This is a genomic window from Halomonas sp. HK25 (genome assembly GCF_047795635.1).
In the GTDB taxonomy this organism is placed as follows: domain Bacteria; phylum Pseudomonadota; class Gammaproteobacteria; order Pseudomonadales; family Halomonadaceae; genus Halomonas.
This window is the reverse complement of the sequence record NZ_CP181044.1, coordinates 3,152,534-3,168,802: the sequence shown is the minus strand read 5'-3', so window position 1 is coordinate 3,168,802 and position 16,269 is coordinate 3,152,534. Positions and strand designations below refer to the sequence as shown.

Here is a 16,269-nt window from a genome sequence, read left to right as displayed (position 1 = left end):
TGCGTTTCTCTTTTGCGTCTCTCTTTTGCGTTTCTCTTTCACGCCTCTCATTCACGAAGCCAAGAGGGGGCGTTGCTTGGTCGCCTAGTGGCGCCACACCTTTCGTTCCACAGGTGCGTTGCGGACCCGGCGGCGGCCTGTCGCCGTAAGGAAGCCGAGACCGCGACGACCCAGAGGGCTAGCATACCCGTTGGGACCACCAAGGAGATCAGATGAGATCACGACGCCTGTTGCTGTTGCTGCTGTTGGCTGCCGCCGTGGCGGCCTTCTTCCTGTCGGGGGCCAGCGACTACCTGACCCTCGAGGCCCTGCAAGCCGAGCAGATACGGTTTCATGCCTGGCTGGCGCGAGAGCCGGTCACCGTGATCGGGGGCTTCTTCCTGCTTTACGTGGTGATGGCGGGGCTCTCCCTGCCGGGCGCGACCCTGATGACCGTGCTGAGTGGTGCCCTGTTCGGGCTCGGCTGGGGGCTGTTGATCGTCTCCTTCGCCAGTGCCATGGGGGCCACCCTGGCGGCGCTGATCGCGCGCACCCTGCTGCGTGGCCCCCTGGAGCGGCGCTACGCCGGGGCGCTGGCGCGCATCAACGCCGGCATCCGCCGCGAGGGGGCGCTCTATCTCTTCACGCTGCGCCTGATCCCGCTGTTTCCCTTCTTCGTGATCAACCTGGTGATGGGCCTGACGCGGATGCGTCTGACCACCTTCTACTGGGTCAGCCAGGTGGGCATGCTGCCGGCAACGGTGGTCTTCGTGAATGCCGGCCGCGAGCTGGCCGAGCTGCAGGCCCTGGGCGATATCCTCTCGCCCTCGCTGGTGGCCTCCTTCGCCCTGATCGGTGTCTTTCCCTGGCTGGCCAAGGGCCTGGTGGCCCTGGTCAAGCGCCGCGCCCTGGCGCGGCGCCACCGTCGGCCGACGCGCTTCGATCGTGACATCGTGGTGATCGGCGCCGGCGCCGCGGGCCTGGTGGCCAGCTATATCGCCGCGGCGGTGCGGGCCAGGGTGACCCTGGTGGAGCGTGAGCGCATGGGCGGCGACTGCCTCAATACCGGCTGCGTGCCCTCCAAGGCGTTGATACGGGCCGCGCGCTCGATCAGGGAGGTGCGGCGTGCGGGCCACTATGGCGTGCGAGTCGCCGAGCCGAGCGTGGATTTCGCCGCCGTGATGGGCCACGTGCACGGCGCCATCGAGGCCATCGCACCCCACGACAGCGTCGAACGCTACCAGGGTCTGGGGGTGGACGTGCTCAAGGGCGAGGCGAGCCTGACCAGCCCCTGGCAGGTGCGGGTGGAGACCCCGGAAGGGGAGCGAACCCTGACCACCCGCCACGTGATCATCGCCAGCGGGGCGCGCCCACGTGTGCCCGAGCTGCCCGGCATCGAGTCGGTGGAGGTGCTCACCTCGGACACCCTGTGGCGGCTTCGGGAGCTGCCCGAGCGGCTGGTGGTGCTCGGCGGCGGGCCGATCGGCTGCGAGCTGGGCCAGAGCTTCGCCCTGCTGGGCAGCCGGGTGACCCTGGTGGAGTCGGCGAGCCAGCTGCTGCCCCGCGAAGACACCGAGGTGGCCGAGGAGCTCCAGGGCGCCCTGCGCGAGGAGGGCGTTCGTGTGCTGCTGGGCCATCGGGCGCTGGCGGTCGTCGCGGACAGGGAGGGCTCGGCACTGGAAGTGGCGAACGCCGACGGCCAGCGCGAACCGCTGCCCTTCACCCACCTGCTGGTGGCCGTGGGCCGCGAGGCCAACGTCACGGGCATGGGGCTCGAGGCGCTGGGCGTCGACACCCGTCACGACGGCACCCTGGACGTGGACGAGACGTTGCGCAGCGTGCTGCCCAACGTCTGGGCCTGCGGCGATGTGGTAGGGCCCTACCAGCTGACCCATGCCGGCGCCCATCAAGCCTGGCATGCCACGGTCAATGCGCTGTTCGGGGAGTTCAAGCGCTTCCGGGTCAGCTACCGGGCACTGCCGGCGGTGACCTTCACCACCCCGGAGGTGGCGCGGGTGGGCCTCAACGAGCGCGAGGCCCGCGCCCAGGGCATCGAGGTTGAAGTGACCCGCTATGCCCTGGAGGAGCTCGACCGCGCCCTGGCCGAGGCCGAGACCCGGGGCTTCGTCAAGGTGCTCACACCCCCGGGGAGCGACCGTATCCTCGGGGCCACCATCGTCGGCGAGGGGGCGGGCGAGATGCTCGCCACCTTCACCCTGGCAATGACCCGCGGCATCGGACTCAACCGTCTGCTCTCCACCATTCACCCCTATCCCACCCGCAGCGAGGCGGTGAAGGCTACCGCCGGCGTATGGAAGAATGCCCACAAGCCCGAACGGCTGCTGCGCTGGCTGGCCCGCTACTTCGCCTGGCGGCGCGGGGCGGCTAGCAGCGCCGAGAAATCACCTGGGCAGGACTTCCAGCAGGACGTCACTCGAGGGCGATGATCCGCCCGCCGGCATCTTCGGCGTCTTCCCGGTCGTGGGTGACCAGCAGGCTGGGCAGCCCCGCGTCGCGCAGCCTGCCGAACACCAGCTCGCGCATCTCGTGGCGCAACGCCGTGTCGAGCTTGGAGAAGGGCTCGTCCAGCAATACGGCCCGGGGCGCCGAGAGCAGCAGGCGCATCAGCGCCACTCGCGCCTTCTGACCCCCTGACAGGGTGGCCGGATCGCGCTTCCCGAAGCCGGGCAGGCCGATCTGGGCGAGTGCCGCCTCGACGCGCTCGGCGCGGTCGGCAGTGGCGCGAGGCATGCCGAAGCGCAGGTTGCCGGCGACCGATAGATGCGGAAACAGCAGCGGGTCCTGGAACAGCAGGCCGATGCCGCGCTGCTCCGCCGGCAACCGAGTGAGGTCTTGGCCATCGAGCAGCGCCCGGCCGCTGGCCGCAAATGCCGGGGACAGAAACCCGGCCAGATAGGCCAGCAGGGTCGATTTGCCGGAGCCCGATGGGCCCATCACGGTGAGCACCTCGCCGGGGCCCACCTCGGCATCGAGTGCCAGCAGGGTCACCCCGTCCAGGGCGATATGGATATCCTTCAGCACCAGGTGATGGCGGTCGTTCATGGTGAGCCTCGCATGCCGCGGCGGTGGGACCAGAGCAGCCGGGGCAGGCCCACGGCGATGAGAAAGCCCAGCAGCGGCAGGCTGGCCTGGACCAGGGCCCAGACGCCGATCAGGCGGCGGTTTCCGCCGGCGGCCAGGGCAACCGCCTCGGTGGTCACGGTGGGCACGCGCCCGGCGCCCAGCAGCAGGGTGGGCAGGTACTGACCGATACTGACGGCAAGCCCCACGGCGCAGGCGGTCAATATCGGCGCCAGCAGCATCGGCAGCCGCACCCGCCAGAAGGTGCCATTGGGCGTGGCGCCCAGGGTCAGCGCCACCCTCGACCAGCGTGGATCGAAGCGCCGGTAGGCCTCCGACAGCGACAGGAACACGTAGGGCAGTACGAACAGCAGGTGGCCGAAGATCACCAGCCACCGGGTGGGGCGCGTGCCCAGTGTCTCCATGACGACGACCAGGCCGAACAGGAAGGCGATCTGGGGCACGATCAGCGGCAGGTAGAGCAGGGTGAGGGCCGAGCCCAGCCGACCCTGGGCCGGGTGGCGACCGCTGCGTTGCTCGTTCTCCAGCGCCGCCAGTGTCAGGATCAGGGCGAGCAGCGTCGAGACGGCGGCGATCAGCAGCGTCGAGGTAACCGGCCCGGCCAACGACGGCAGGGCGCGTTCCCAGTGCTGCAGCGTGAAGGCCTGGGGCAGGGCGTCCGGGAAGCGCCAGAAACCGGCCACGGAGTTGAGTGCCAGCCCGGCGATGCCGACCAGGGCCGTGGCAGCGGCGAGCAGGATCAGCGCCTTGCCGGCCACGTGCAGCAGCCGATCGCCGGCGCGTCGCTGGCCGCCAGATAGCCAGCCCCGCCCCAGGCGTCGGACCAGGCACTCCAGCCCCCACCAGATGGCGAGCGCCGCGGCGGTGACGCCAAGCTGCAGCAGGGCAGCGGCCGAGGCCATGAAGCGTCGCGACAGGTCTGGGTCGTTGAACCAGGTGAGGATCGATACCGCCAGTGTGGGCGGCAGGGTCGGGCCGAGGATCATCGCCACGTCGACCACCGAGGAGGCGTAGGCGATCACTGCGAAGACCGGCAGGCGGATCAGCGGATAGAGCGAGGGGGCCACCACCTTCAGCCAGGCGATGGCCGGGCGGTAGCCCAGCGAGCGGGCCATGGCCAGGCGGCGTTCGACATCGAGCTGGGGCAGGGCGGCCAGGCTCATCAGCAGCAGAAAGGGGATCTCCTTGATCACCAGCCCCGCCATCAGCGAGAGCCCCCAAGGGTCGTTGACGATCAGTGCATCCGGTGGCCGCTCCCAGCCGGTCAGCCCGGGCGAAGCCAGCCGCGCGAGCAGTCCCGAGGGGGCGATCAGGAAGGCCAGGCCGAAGGCCGCCGCCGCATGGGGGATCGACAGCAGCGGCGAGACCATGCGCCGTATCCAGTGGTCGAGGCGGCTGCCCGAGGCCCCGGCCAGGAACAGCAGCACCACCGCAAGCGATATGGCCGTGGTGATCAGTCCGCTGGCGAAGCTGATCCCCACCGACCTCGCCAGGCCCGGCTGGGCGAACAGCTCCCGCCAGGGCGTCAGGCTGAGGGTCTCCCCGCCCAGCGCCGGCAGGTAGCCGAAGGCGGGCAGGGCGGCCATGGCCAGCCCGGCCAGGATCGGGCCCACCAGCAGGGTGACGATCAGCCAGGGGGCGAGTCTGAGCATTGCGCTACCCGCCGATCAGCGGCCGACGTAGCGTTCTTGCCAGGCCTCGGCCAGGGCGTCGACCCAGCTGGGGTGGGGTTGGCCCAGCACCTCGCCGAGCTCGTCCGGCGACAGGGTCGCGATGCCCAGGTCGATGTCGTCGAACAGTGCGCGATCACCCGGCTCGAGGGTCGCCAGCGACAGCACCGTGTTGCTGCCCCAGACCACCGGGTCCTGCTTGTGGGCCTGGGCCTCGGGGCTCAGCAGAAAGTTGGCCACCACCATGGCGCCGGCCTTGTGCTGGGCGTTGTAGGGAATCGCCATGAAGCTCATGTTGCCGATCATGCCGTAGTCGTGCACATAGCTGCGCACGCTGGCGGGTAGCTCGAAGTTGGCGATGGCACCCGAGGCTTCGGTGGTGCTGAAGGAGAGGGCGATGCTGATCTCGCTGTCGCCCATCAGACGGCGCAGCTCCGAGCTGTTGGCGGGAAAGGCGCGGCCACCCCGCCACAGCAGCGGGTGCAGCTCATCCAGGAACGCCCACAGCGGCGCGGTGACGTCTTCGAAGTCCTTTTCCTTCATGGGTTCGTAGAGGAGTTCGGTGTCCTCGGCCAGCTCCAGCAGCGCCTGGGTGATGAAGGCGTTGCCGAGGAAGTTGGGCACCCGGGCGTAGGTGAACTCGCCGGGGTTGTCCCGCGCCCAGTCCAGAAGCTCGGGCATCGAGCGCGGGTGGGTTTCGACCAGCACCGTATCGTAGTAGAACACCACCTGAGAGCTGCTCCAGGGCGACTCCAGGCCGTCCACCGGGATGGTCCAGTCGTAGCGTACCGCCGGAGTATTCTCCGGATCGGTCAGCGGATAGTGGGGCAGCTGCTCCGACCAGGGACCGAACAGCAGGTCGTTGGCCTTCATGGTGGCGAAGTTCTCGCCGTTGATCCAGATCATGTCCACGTTGCCGCGATCGTCATTGCCGGCCTGCTTCTCGGCCAGCACCCGGGAGACCGCCTCGGCGGTGTCGCTGAGCTTGACATGCACCAGGTCGATATCGAATCGCTCGGCGACCCGGTCGGCGGTCCACTGGATGTAGTCGTTGGTGCGCTCCTCTCCGGCCCAGGCATACCAGAAGACGCTTTGGCCGCGGGCTTCCTCGAGTACCGCCTCCCAGTCGGTGGGGTCCGGGGCGGCCTGGAGCGGGGCGCAGGCCAGCAGGGCAAGGGCGGAGAGCAGGGCAAGTGGGGGTCGCGTCATCGGAGCAGTCCTTTTTATGACGGGTGTTGTGGTCATGACGGTTAACGGAGGGGATCAGTCGTCGAGGGCAACTCGGAGATCATCCAGTTCATTCCTCACGCAGTTGACCACCTCAGGGGAGAGGTAGTGGTCGACCCTCTCGCGCACATGGGCCACCAGGGCATCGTCGCTGAGCTGGGCCGACCAGTCCTCGCCGGAGGCCTTGGCATCGCGGTCTCGGCCGTGCTGCGCCCGCCACTTGGCGCACCAGGTCAGCGACCAGAGCCACATGGCGCGGCGGCCGGCCAGCAACGAACGGGTGTCGCCAGCCAGGCCGGTCGCGTTTCTCCACAGGTGGTAGAAACCTGCGACTTCCTCGAGGGTCAGCACGGCGCGGCTGTGCAGGTCCCAGGTGGTGGAGGTGTAGAGGGTGGCGTGGGCCAGGTCGAACCCCGGCAGACCGTAGCGGCACTTCTCCAGGTCCACCAGCACGGCGCGTCCCGAGTCGGTGATCAGGAAGTTGCCGGGGTGAGCATCGAAGCTGATCAGGCGAGGGGCCGTGCCGGGTCCGGCCGGGAGGCGTTCGGGCAGTGCCGTGAGTTCGTTCTCGATCTGCGCTTGCGCTTCCGCGGAGAGACCGGCGTCGCCTAGCCATTCCGCCTGCCGCCTCACTTCCTCGCGCATGGCGCGCCAGGGGTCGGCCGGGGAGTGGAGCGGGGCGCGGGCCGCTTCGGCGGGCACCTCCTGGGCGTGGATGGCGGCCAGTGCCTCGGCAATGGCCGGCAGGTCGTCAGGCAGGCGTGCCGGGCGGCCGCGTACCGCGCTGACCAGCAGGCCACCGCGGGGCAGCTCCGCGCTGGGCGGCAGCACTCCGTGCAGCGCAGGCGCGTGACCACTCTGGCTGGCGCGGACGAAGCAGGCCGCCTGGTACTCGAGGTTCTCTTCGACCGGTAGCCCCATCTGGCTCTGCTTGGGCAGGCGGGCCACCCAGTCGATGGCATCGCGCGAAAGCCACACATGGGTATGGGCTAGGCCGGTATCGGCCATGGGGCGCATCGCGCGGATCTCGGCGGCAAGGCCGGCGCGAGCCAGGGCCCTGGCCAGGGCATCGTGTTCGTCGAGTCGGGCGTCCGGGCGGGAGACGGGGTCCGGCATAGGGTTCCTCGGTGTCGGGAGTTCTGCGTCAGAGGGAAGTCGAGCCAGGCCGCCCATCCTTACACCTCCATTGGCAGCGGTTGGCAGCGGGCAGTCCAAGCATGCCCCTGCGACTGTAAGCCATCCGCCCCTGCCCCGACAGAACCGGACCGCAACCCGATGCGGTGGACGGGACATCGCGAGCCGCTGCTCCCCGACTCCCGGCCGAGCGACACTTCGGTGTTGCCACGACTCGCCATCATGGAGGTGGATACCATGTCACAGCATGACGATAAACGCCGCAGGCTGCTAGGACGCCTGGGGCGACAGCTGGCCTACACGGCCCCGGTGCTCGCCCTGGTGGCGGGCGGCGTGACCCTTCAGGCCACGCTGGATGATGACGGCACCTTGCCGGGCCTGGCCGCCCTCACCGCCACGTCACTCTTCCTGTCCAGCGCCCATGCCGAGGGCGGTGCCGAGGCACAGGGTGAGGCCGAAGCGCAAGCCGAGGGCGAAGCAGAAGCCGAGGGCGAGGCAGAAGCCGAGGCAGAGGGCGAAGCGGAAGGCGAGGGCGAAGCAGAAGCCGAGGGCGAAGCAGAAGACGAGGCCGAGGCCGGAGCGAGCGATGCGGTCCAGCGTCCCGAAGGCTACCAGCCGGCGTACAGCGAGTCCGGCGAGAACCCCGCCGAGCTGCTGGCGCGCGGTGAGGCCCTCTACTATGACACCTCGCTGAGCACCAACGGGCTCTCATGCGCCAGCTGCCACGGCAGTGACGGCCAGGACATGGGCTATCAGTCGACCTTCGAACAGCCGTTTCCCCACCGCGTGGCCATGGCAGAGGCCCAGTTCGGCATGGCCGAGGTATACGCCGACGAGATGGTACAGATCTGCATGGTGGCGCCAATGCAGGCGAGTCCGCTCGACTGGGGCGGCGAGGCGCTGCCCTCGCTGGCGGCCTACATGGTCGAGGTGCAGCGACGGGTCTCCGGCCAGTCCCACGACCTCTGAGGCCTCCCCGACCCTTCCGGGCGCCGGCCGGCCCCCGGATCTTCGGCCCGCCAGCGGGGTGCTCCCGACGCAGGAGGCGCACCCCGCTGTTGCGGCCTGGGTGTGCCAGCACCTACGCTGAGTTCAGCATCGGCTGAATCCAGTTCCTGACCCTATTTTCTGAACTTATTTTATGAACTGGGGGCCGTGCCGATACTCACACCCATTGTACGGGTCGCCCAGGGAAGATCATCATGAGCCGAGTCCTTGCCGCCCTGATCGGGCGACGCTTCCTCCTGTTCAGCCTCTGCTGCTTGGCGCTGGGAGCGTTTCTGGCCCTCTTCCAGTCGGTGGTCCAGGCCCAGCAGAACGAGCGTACGGCGCTGGTGATGACCGTGGAAGGCGCCATCGGTCCGGCCACCAGCGACTACTTCCAGCGCGGCCTGCGCCTGGCCGCCGAGGGCAACGCCGAGATCGTGGTGGTGCAGATGGACACCCCCGGCGGCCTCGACGCCTCCATGCGCGACATGATCCGCGCCATGCTCACCTCGCCGGTGCCGGTGGCCATCTACGTCTCGCCGAGCGGTGCCCGGGCGGCCAGCGCCGGCACCTACCTGCTCTATGGCAGCCACGTGGCGGCCATGGCGCCCTCTACCCACCTGGGCTCGGCCACGCCGGTGCAGATGGGTGGTGGATTTCCGGGGATCGGCGATGATGACGATGACGATGAAAGCGGTGGCGGGGCCAGGGCGGAAGAGCCGGAGGAAGCTGCTGGAGATGGCGGCGAGATAGTGGGCGAGGGCGATGACGCGTCGCAGCCGGAAGAGGAAGTGGCCGGCGAAGAGGCCGACGAGCGCAGCCGCGCCGCCGACAGCCCGCGCCGCGGCGAGACCGCCATGGAGCGCAAGGTGCTCGAGGACGCCGTCTACTACATCCGCGGCCTGGCCGAGCGCCACGGCCGCAATGCCGACTGGGCCGAGGAGGCGGTGCGCGAGGCGGTCAACCTCACCTCCCGGGAGGCGCTGGAGAAGAACGTCATCGACGTGGTGGCCAGCGATATCGAGGACCTGCTCGAGCAGATCGACGGCCGCATGGTGGTGATGGAGCGCGGCGAACTGACCCTCGATACCGCCGAGCTCGTCATCGAGCGCTTTGATCCCGACTGGCGCACCCAGCTGCTGTCGGTGATCACCAACCCCAACGTCGCCTACTTCCTGATGATCATCGGCTTCTACGGGTTGATCTTCGAGCTCTCCAACCCCGGCAGCCTGGTGCCCGGCACCATCGGCATCATCTGTCTGCTGCTGGCCCTGTTCGCCTTCCAGGTGCTGCCGGTCAATTTTGCCGGCCTGGCGCTGATCCTGGTGGGAATGGCGCTGATCGTGGGCGAGGCCTTGATGCCCAGTTTCGGCATACTGGGAATCGGCGGCATCGTCGCCTTCGTGATCGGATCGGTGATCCTGATGGATGCAGACAACCTGAGTATCTCGCTGCCGATGATCGGCGGTATCGCCCTGCTCGCCGCGGTCCTGATGCTGTGGGTGATGACCCGTTTCATGCGCCTTCGCCGGCGCCCGGCCAAGGGAGGGCAGGAAGAGCTGATCGGCAGCGAGGCCCGGGTGCTCGAGGATTTCGATGGCACTGGGCACGTGCGCCTGATGGGCGAGCGCTGGAATGCTCGCTGTGCGCGGCCGCTGGTCAAGGGTCAGGCGGTGCGGGTGGCGAGCATCGATGGCCTGACCGTCGAGGTCGAGCCCCTGGAAGAGCACCTCTGAGGCGTCACGTTCGGCGCCGCAAGGTTTCACGCTGAAGGTTCCACGCTGAAGGTTCCACGCTAACCCTGGAGACTGACCATGTTGATTTCCTATCTCGTACCGGTCGTGCTGCTGTTCATGCTGATCGCGGCCTCGATACGCATCCTGCCGGAGTACAAGCGCGGGGTGGTGTTCTTCCTCGGGCGCTTCCAGGGGGTCAAGGGGCCGGGCCTGCTCATCATCATCCCCGGCATCCAGAAGATGGAGGTGGTCGACCTGCGGGTGGTCACCATGGACGTGCCGGAGCAGGACGTGATCTCCCAGGACAACGTCACGGTCAAGGTCAATGCGGTGATCTACTTCCGGGTGGTCGACCCGGAGAAGGCGATCATCCAGGTGGAGAACTTCACCATGGCCACCAGCCAGCTGGCCCAGACCACCCTGCGCTCGGTGCTCGGCAAGCACGACCTGGACGAGATGCTCTCCGAGCGCGACAAGCTCAACAACGACATCCAGGAGATCATCGACGGCTCGGCAGAGGGCTGGGGCATCAAGGTGGCCAACGTCGAGATCAAGCACGTGGACCTGGACGAGAGCATGATCCGCGCCATCGCCCGCCAGGCGGAAGCCGAGCGCGAGCGCCGCGCCAAGGTGATCCACGCCGAGGGCGAGCTGCAGGCCTCGCGCAAGCTGGTCGAGGCGGCCAACGTCATGGCCGAGAACTCGGCGGCCCTGCAGCTGCGCTACCTGCAGACCATGAGCGACATGAGCAACAAGAATGCCTCCACCATCGTCTTCCCGCTGCCCATGGACATCATGGAGGCCTTCCGTCACCTGAAGGCCTCGCCGGCCGCCCAGGCCCGCAACGACGCCAGTGCGCCGGATGAGGGCAGTGACACCTGAGCTTTTCTCTCCCCCTCTCGCCACGGCTACCCGGCCGTGGCGGCTACCCCTGCTCCTGATAACTGGGCTCCTGCCCAGGGGTGCAGTGCAGCACCAGACCTGCTAGAATCCGCGTCTCGATTTCCTGGTGGCCTTGAACCCGGCTCATGTCGTGGCTCGGCGCCGTAACGGATCTTCAGGCGACGCTACCGCGATCGCCTTCCAAGACAAGGGACAGCACATCGTGATGACTCCCCTGGCAGGGCTGGCCACGCCGCCCTAGCACACTCCTCTCGTTTTCTTCTGCGGCGGCTTCCTCGTCACCGAGGTGTCGCCGCGCGGCATCCCCCTGATGCCATGGCGCCTCCGCGCGCACTCCCGAAGTCGCACCATCTACAAGCAAGTGGCAACGCCGGATCCTTGTGGATTGCACCGCCATCGGTGCAGCCGCCCATCCGGCATTGCGCTATACCCCGGCGCCTGACGGCAAGACACCCACCCAGACTGGACTTCAGCATGTACGAAAAAATGAAGCTGAGTTGGTTTTCCAACTTGAAAGGCGACACCCTCTCGGGAATCGTGGTCGCCCTGGCCCTGATTCCCGAGGCGATCGCCTTCTCGATCATCGCCGGCGTCGACCCCAAGGTGGGTCTCTACGCCTCCTTCGCCATCTGCGTGATCATCGCTTTTACCGGCGGCCGTTCCGGCATGATTTCCGGTGCCACCGGTGCCATGGCGCTGCTGATGGTCACTCTGGTGCGCGACCACGGCCTCGAGTACCTGTTGGTGGCCACCTTGCTCACCGGGGTGCTACAGATCATCGCGGGGTACCTCAGGCTCGCCGAGCTGATGCGCTTCGTCTCGCGCTCGGTGGTCACCGGCTTCGTCAATGCCCTGGCGATCCTGATCTTCATGGCCCAGCTGCCCGAACTCACCGGGGTGACCTGGCATGTCTATGCAATGACGGCCGCCGGGCTCGGCATCATCTACGGCTTTCCCCTCCTGCCGAAGATCGGCAAGTCGATCCCCTCGCCGCTGGTCTGCATCGTGGTGCTCACCTCGGTCTACCTGCTCACCGGCATGGAGATTCGCAGCGTGGGCGATATGGGCGAGCTGCCGGATAGCCTGCCGGTCTTCCTGTGGCCGGACGTCCCGCTCAACCTCGAGACCCTGATGATCGTTCTGCCCTACTCGCTGATGCTGACCGTGGTGGGGCTTCTCGAGTCGATGATGACCGCCACCATCGTCGACGACCTGACCGACACCAAGAGCGACAAGAACCGCGAGTGCAAGGGCCAGGGCATCGCCAACATCGGCTCCGGCCTGATCGGCGGCATGGCGGGCTGTGCGATGATTGGCCAGTCGGTGATCAACATCAAGTCCGGCGGTCGCCGCCGCATGTCCTCGCTGATCGCCGGCGTGGTGCTGCTGCTGATGGTGGTCTTCCTGGCCGACTGGGTCTCGCAGATTCCCATGGCCGCCCTCGTCGCGGTGATGATCATGGTTTCCATCGGTACCTTCAGCTGGAGCTCCATCAAGGACCTCAAGAAGCACCCCATGAGCACCAATATGGTCATGGTGGCCACGGTGATTGTGACGGTGGGGACCCACAACCTGGCCATCGGCGTCTTCGTCGGCGTGCTGCTCGCCGCGATGAACTTCGCCAACAAGGTGGGCAATATCCTCTATATCGGCTCCGAAGAGGCCGATGAGGGTAGCCGCCGGATCTACAAGGTGGTGGGCCAGGTGTTCTTCGCCTCTTCCGAGCACTTCAGCGGCGCCTTCGACTTCAAGGAGACCGTGGAGAAGGTCACCATCGATCTGTCCCGCGCCCACTTCTGGGACATCACTTCCGTGCAGACCCTCGATCGCGTGGTGATCAAGTTCCGCCGCGAGGGTACCGAGGTGGAGCTGATAGGCCTCAACGAGGCGAGCGCCACCATCGTCGACCGCTTCGCGGTGCATGACGATCCGGAAGCCGTCGAGAAACTGATGGGAGGGCACTGAGATGACCGAACGGGTAATGGCCGCCATCGATGGCTCCATGTTCTCAGAAGGCGTGTGCGACGCCGCCGCCTGGGCCAGCCTGGCCCTGGGCGCACCGCTGACCTTCCTCCATGTGAACGATAACCACGGCGCTCCCGAGGAGCGCAACCTCTCCGGTAACCTGCGCGCCGGGGCTCGGGAGCGCCTGCTCGAGGAGCTCTCCCAGCTCGACGAACAGCGCGCCAAGGTGGCCCAGGAGCAGGGCCGCCTCATGCTGCAGGCCGTCAGGGAGCGGGCCGTCGAGGACGGCGTGAGCGACCCCGCCACCCGCCAGCGCAACGGCACTCTGGTGGAGACCCTGGAGGAGCTTCAGGGGGAGATGCGCCTGCTGGTGATCGGCAAGCGTGGCGAGGGTGCCGAACATCACAGCGATCACCTGGGCTCCAACCTGGAGCGGGTGGTGCGCACCCTGCATCGGCCGATCCTGATGGTGCCGGACTCCTTCAGGCGTCCCGAGAGGGTGATGCTCGCCTTCGACGGCAGCCAGACCACCCGCAAGGGCGTGGAGATGCTGGCGAAGAGCCCGCTGTTCGCGGGCATCCCCGTTCATGTGGTGATCGTCGGCGCCGAGACCGGTGAGCACCGTTCCCAGCTCGAATGGGCGCTCAAGACCCTGCGTGACGCCGGCCACGAGGCCGAGGGCGCCATCCGCGCCGGCGAGGTAGAGGCCACCCTGCGTTCCTACCAGGTGGAGCAGGGCATCGACCTGCTGGTGATGGGCGCCTACGGCCACTCACGCATTCGCCACCTGCTGGTGGGCAGCACCACCACCGAGATGCTGCGCCACGCCAGCGTGCCGATCCTGCTGCTGCGCTGATGTTTCCCCGAGCCGGCCCCGTCCTGCACGGTGCGCCGGCTTTTTTACGCCAGAGCATGGAGATGGCGCCATGATCCTGAGTCCACCCTGAGCCCGTCCAAGACGCCACCCATCTAGAAAGAGGATCGAACGACCTCCCCTGAGCGGGAATTGAAAAAGGACCTGACCATTGGACAGTAAATCGCTGACGCACACTGCGTTCTTCGATGAGACATCGTCCTCTCATCGCTTCGTCGCCGAACTACTCGACGAGGCCGATATTCGCATCAACGGTAACCGTCCCTGGGACATCAAGTTCAATGCCCACGGCGTCATCGACGAGGCCCTCGCCCGCGGTAATCTGGGCTTCGGTGAAAGCTACGTGAACGGCGACTGGGACGCCGAGCGCCTCGATGAGTTCTTCTTCCAGCTGATGCGGGCCCGCCTTCCCGACAAGATCAGTCACCGCAAGCTGGTGTTTCATCACCTGCGCACCAGGCTGGTCAATCTGCAGACCGCCAAGCGGGCCTTTCAGGTGGGTGAGGCCCACTACGATATCGGCAACGATTTCTACGCCGCCATGCTCGACAAGCGCATGACCTACACCTGCGGCTACTGGAAGGAAGCACGAAACCTGGAGGAGGCCCAGGAGGCCAAGCTCGACCTGGTCTGTCGCAAGCTCGGGCTCGAGCCCGGCATGCGGGTGCTCGACATCGGCTGCGGCTGGGGCAGCTTCATGGCCTATGCCGCCGAGCACTACGGCGTGGAGTGCGTGGGGCTGACCATCTCCCGCGAGCAGGCCGACTACGGCAAGACGCTGATGCAGCGCGGGCTGCCCGTGGAGTTCCGCCTGCAGGACTACCGCGACGAGACCGAGCAGTTCGATCGCATCGTCAGCATCGGCATGTTCGAACATGTCGGTCGCAAGAATTACCGCACCTACATGGAGGTCGCCGAGCGCTGCCTCAAGGACGACGGTCTCTTCCTGCTGCACACCATCGGCAAGAACGCGCGTGATACCTCGCCGGACCCCTGGATCGACAGGTACATCTTCCCCAACGGCGAGCTGCCGGCCATGGGGCACGTCACCGATGCCGCCGAGGGGCTGTTCGTGGTCGAGGATCTGCACAACTTCGGTGCCGATTACGACAGGACCCTGATGGCCTGGTACGAGAACTTCGAGGCCGCTTGGCCCCGGTTCGCCGAGGCCTACGGCGAGCGCTTCTATCGCATCTGGCGCTATTACCTGCTGAGCTGTGCCGGCGTCTTCCGCGCCCGCGATATCCAGCTCTGGCAGTTCGTGCTGAGCAAGAAGGGCGTGCTGGGCGGCTACTACCGCGTCAGCTGATGCCGTTTGACCATCACTCATTTTCCTGGAATGTTCGATGAGCGACTACTCCCTGTTTACCTCAGGGTTCATCTCCGATGGCCAGCCGAGAGGCCTTCGAGTCGCACTGCAACCGTCGCGAGATCCAGGAATTCTTCGCCACCCACGTCGTATCACCCGAGGGTGACGTGCACCACGCCAACGTCTGCGTCTACACCGACGAACCCCATGGCTACGACGCCCCGACACTCTGAAACCATTTGCCAGCGGGTACGGGCTGGGTGCCCGTGACGACTTTACTCGCCTGCCAGTCACGGCGCTACAAAGTCTTGGATAAAGAGGCTATGTTGGGCCCTCGAGCAGATGGGAGCCGACAGTCTCTGTCGCCGTCTTCGATGATCCACTGCGTGTGGAGGGCATGAGATGAATCATCCGGAACTCGATATCGACAAGATCACCCGCCAGCTGGAGGATGCCAAGGCGGCGCTGATCGACCAGAGCTACCAGAGCAAGGAGAGCCGCGCCACGGTCATGCTCGACCAGCAATCCGTGGGGCGCCTGTCGCGCATGGATGCGCTGCAGGGCCAGGCCATGGCCAAGGCCGAGGAGGATCGTCGGCAGATGGCGATTCGGCGGATCGATGCCGCCCTGGCGCGGATCGACCGAGGGGAGTACGGCGAGTGTATCGAGTGCGGCGAGTGGATCGCTGCCAAGCGACTCGAGTGGGATCCGGCCGTGCTTAAATGCATCGACTGTGCCGAGTAAGGAGTAGAGATGCTGAGATTGACGCAAGACGAGCTGACCATAGAAGTGAGGCTCCATCAAGAGCTCGATGAGGAAGCCCTTGATGCCGTGGTGGTACCGGCTACCGATACCCAGCGGCGCGACCTGGGCAGGGCGGCCGTGGGACAGGCCTGGATGGCCTGGTCGCCGCTCGATACTACCCCCAAGGTTATCAAGTTCATGCCGCCCCAGACGGCGTCTTGGGACGAGTGGCAAAAGCTGTTGCTGAGCTATCGCCTTGCGCTGCGGGTGGCCGATCGCCATGAGGTGGCGTCGCTGGCTCTGCCGTTGCCACAGCAGGCTGGTTTGCCACCGCTGCAGGATCGCCAGGCGGGAGGGCTGGCCCTGGCGCTCCTGGCAATGTGCCGAAAGCGTCACCACCTCAGGCGTCTCCAGTTGGTCGCGAGCGGTAATCAGGAGGCCGTGCTGTATGCCAACTGGCTCCTGGAAGTGGAGAGTGGAGGGGCCCCTTCCCTTGAACAGTCGTTCCAGGGTTTGTTATCGTGAATCCTTGCTAACCTGACCATCCAGATACCTTCCTCGAGGTCGCTGGTAACTGCAAGAGGAGCAATCCGTTGCCTCAGTTACTCACCGACACCCTCATCAGTCCACCCTAGCGCT

14 protein-coding genes are annotated in these 16,269 nt (G+C 66.8%); 10 read left to right on the top strand and 4 right to left on the bottom strand.

Annotated features, from left to right (window positions below; translation table 11 throughout):
* The first annotated feature begins 212 nt into the window (after window positions 1-212).
* Window positions 213-2,426 (top strand): FAD-dependent oxidoreductase, encoded by a 2,214-nt coding sequence (locus ACM26W_RS14930; RefSeq protein ID WP_416137762.1) that lies wholly within the window; start codon window positions 213-215, stop codon window positions 2,424-2,426.
* Here ACM26W_RS14930 and ACM26W_RS14925 read toward each other — a convergent pair.
* Genes ACM26W_RS14925 through ACM26W_RS14910 form a run of 4 tightly spaced genes read right to left on the bottom strand, consistent with a single transcriptional unit; the run spans window position 2,410 to window position 7,094 of the window.
* Window positions 2,410-3,042: an ATP-binding cassette domain-containing protein gene (locus ACM26W_RS14925; RefSeq protein ID WP_416137761.1), complete on the bottom strand. Its 633-nt coding sequence runs from the start codon at window positions 3,040-3,042 to the stop codon at window positions 2,410-2,412. The two genes, ACM26W_RS14930 and ACM26W_RS14925, sit on opposite strands and share 17 nt — an antisense overlap.
* Complete coding sequence (locus tag ACM26W_RS14920) at window positions 3,039-4,733, bottom strand: ABC transporter permease (protein ID WP_416137760.1); 1,695 nt, start codon at window positions 4,731-4,733, stop codon at window positions 3,039-3,041. Before ACM26W_RS14920 ends, ACM26W_RS14925 begins: the two co-directional genes overlap by 4 nt.
* 15 nt (window positions 4,734-4,748) lie before the next feature.
* Window positions 4,749-5,960 carry an ABC transporter substrate-binding protein gene (locus tag ACM26W_RS14915; RefSeq protein ID WP_416137759.1) on the bottom strand — a complete coding sequence of 404 codons (1,212 nt, stop codon included), beginning with the start codon at window positions 5,958-5,960 and terminating at the stop codon, window positions 4,749-4,751.
* 54 nt (window positions 5,961-6,014) lie between these two features.
* Window positions 6,015-7,094, bottom strand: coding sequence for an aminoglycoside phosphotransferase family protein (locus tag ACM26W_RS14910; protein ID WP_416137758.1), 1,080 nt, complete (start codon window positions 7,092-7,094; stop codon window positions 6,015-6,017).
* A gap of 159 nt (window positions 7,095-7,253) precedes the next feature.
* Here ACM26W_RS14910 and ACM26W_RS14905 point away from each other — a divergent pair, with 159 nt between their 5' ends.
* From ACM26W_RS14905 to ACM26W_RS14865, 9 genes are all read left to right on the top strand, one after another.
* Entirely contained in the window at window positions 7,254-8,081 is an 828-nt protein-coding gene (locus tag ACM26W_RS14905) for a hypothetical protein (RefSeq protein ID WP_416137757.1), read from the top strand.
* 233 nt (window positions 8,082-8,314) lie between these two features.
* Window positions 8,315-9,835, top strand: coding sequence for an NfeD family protein (locus ACM26W_RS14900; protein ID WP_416137756.1), 1,521 nt, complete (start codon window positions 8,315-8,317; stop codon window positions 9,833-9,835).
* A 78-nt stretch (window positions 9,836-9,913) separates the two neighbouring features.
* Window positions 9,914-10,717: a slipin family protein gene (locus ACM26W_RS14895; protein ID WP_416137755.1), complete on the top strand. Its 804-nt coding sequence runs from the start codon at window positions 9,914-9,916 to the stop codon at window positions 10,715-10,717.
* A 495-nt stretch (window positions 10,718-11,212) separates the two neighbouring features.
* Window positions 11,213-12,703 (top strand): SulP family inorganic anion transporter, encoded by a 1,491-nt coding sequence (locus ACM26W_RS14890; RefSeq protein ID WP_416137754.1) that lies wholly within the window; start codon window positions 11,213-11,215, stop codon window positions 12,701-12,703.
* Window position 12,704: 1 nt separating this feature from the next.
* The gene (locus tag ACM26W_RS14885) at window positions 12,705-13,559 is read left to right on the top strand and encodes a universal stress protein (RefSeq protein WP_416137753.1); all 855 of its coding nucleotides are present in this window, start codon (window positions 12,705-12,707) and stop codon (window positions 13,557-13,559) included.
* 169 nt (window positions 13,560-13,728) lie between these two features.
* The gene (gene cfa, locus ACM26W_RS14880; protein WP_416137752.1) at window positions 13,729-14,886 is read left to right on the top strand and encodes a cyclopropane fatty acyl phospholipid synthase; all 1,158 of its coding nucleotides are present in this window, start codon (window positions 13,729-13,731) and stop codon (window positions 14,884-14,886) included.
* 77 nt (window positions 14,887-14,963) lie between these two features.
* The gene (locus tag ACM26W_RS14875; RefSeq protein ID WP_416137751.1) at window positions 14,964-15,119 is read left to right on the top strand and encodes a hypothetical protein; all 156 of its coding nucleotides are present in this window, start codon (window positions 14,964-14,966) and stop codon (window positions 15,117-15,119) included.
* Window positions 15,120-15,288: 169 nt separating this feature from the next.
* Window positions 15,289-15,630 (top strand): TraR/DksA family transcriptional regulator, encoded by a 342-nt coding sequence (locus tag ACM26W_RS14870; protein ID WP_416137750.1) that lies wholly within the window; start codon window positions 15,289-15,291, stop codon window positions 15,628-15,630.
* A gap of 9 nt (window positions 15,631-15,639) precedes the next feature.
* Window positions 15,640-16,155 carry a hypothetical protein gene (locus ACM26W_RS14865; protein ID WP_416137749.1) on the top strand — a complete coding sequence of 172 codons (516 nt, stop codon included), beginning with the start codon at window positions 15,640-15,642 and terminating at the stop codon, window positions 16,153-16,155.
* Window positions 16,156-16,269 lie beyond the last annotated feature (114 nt).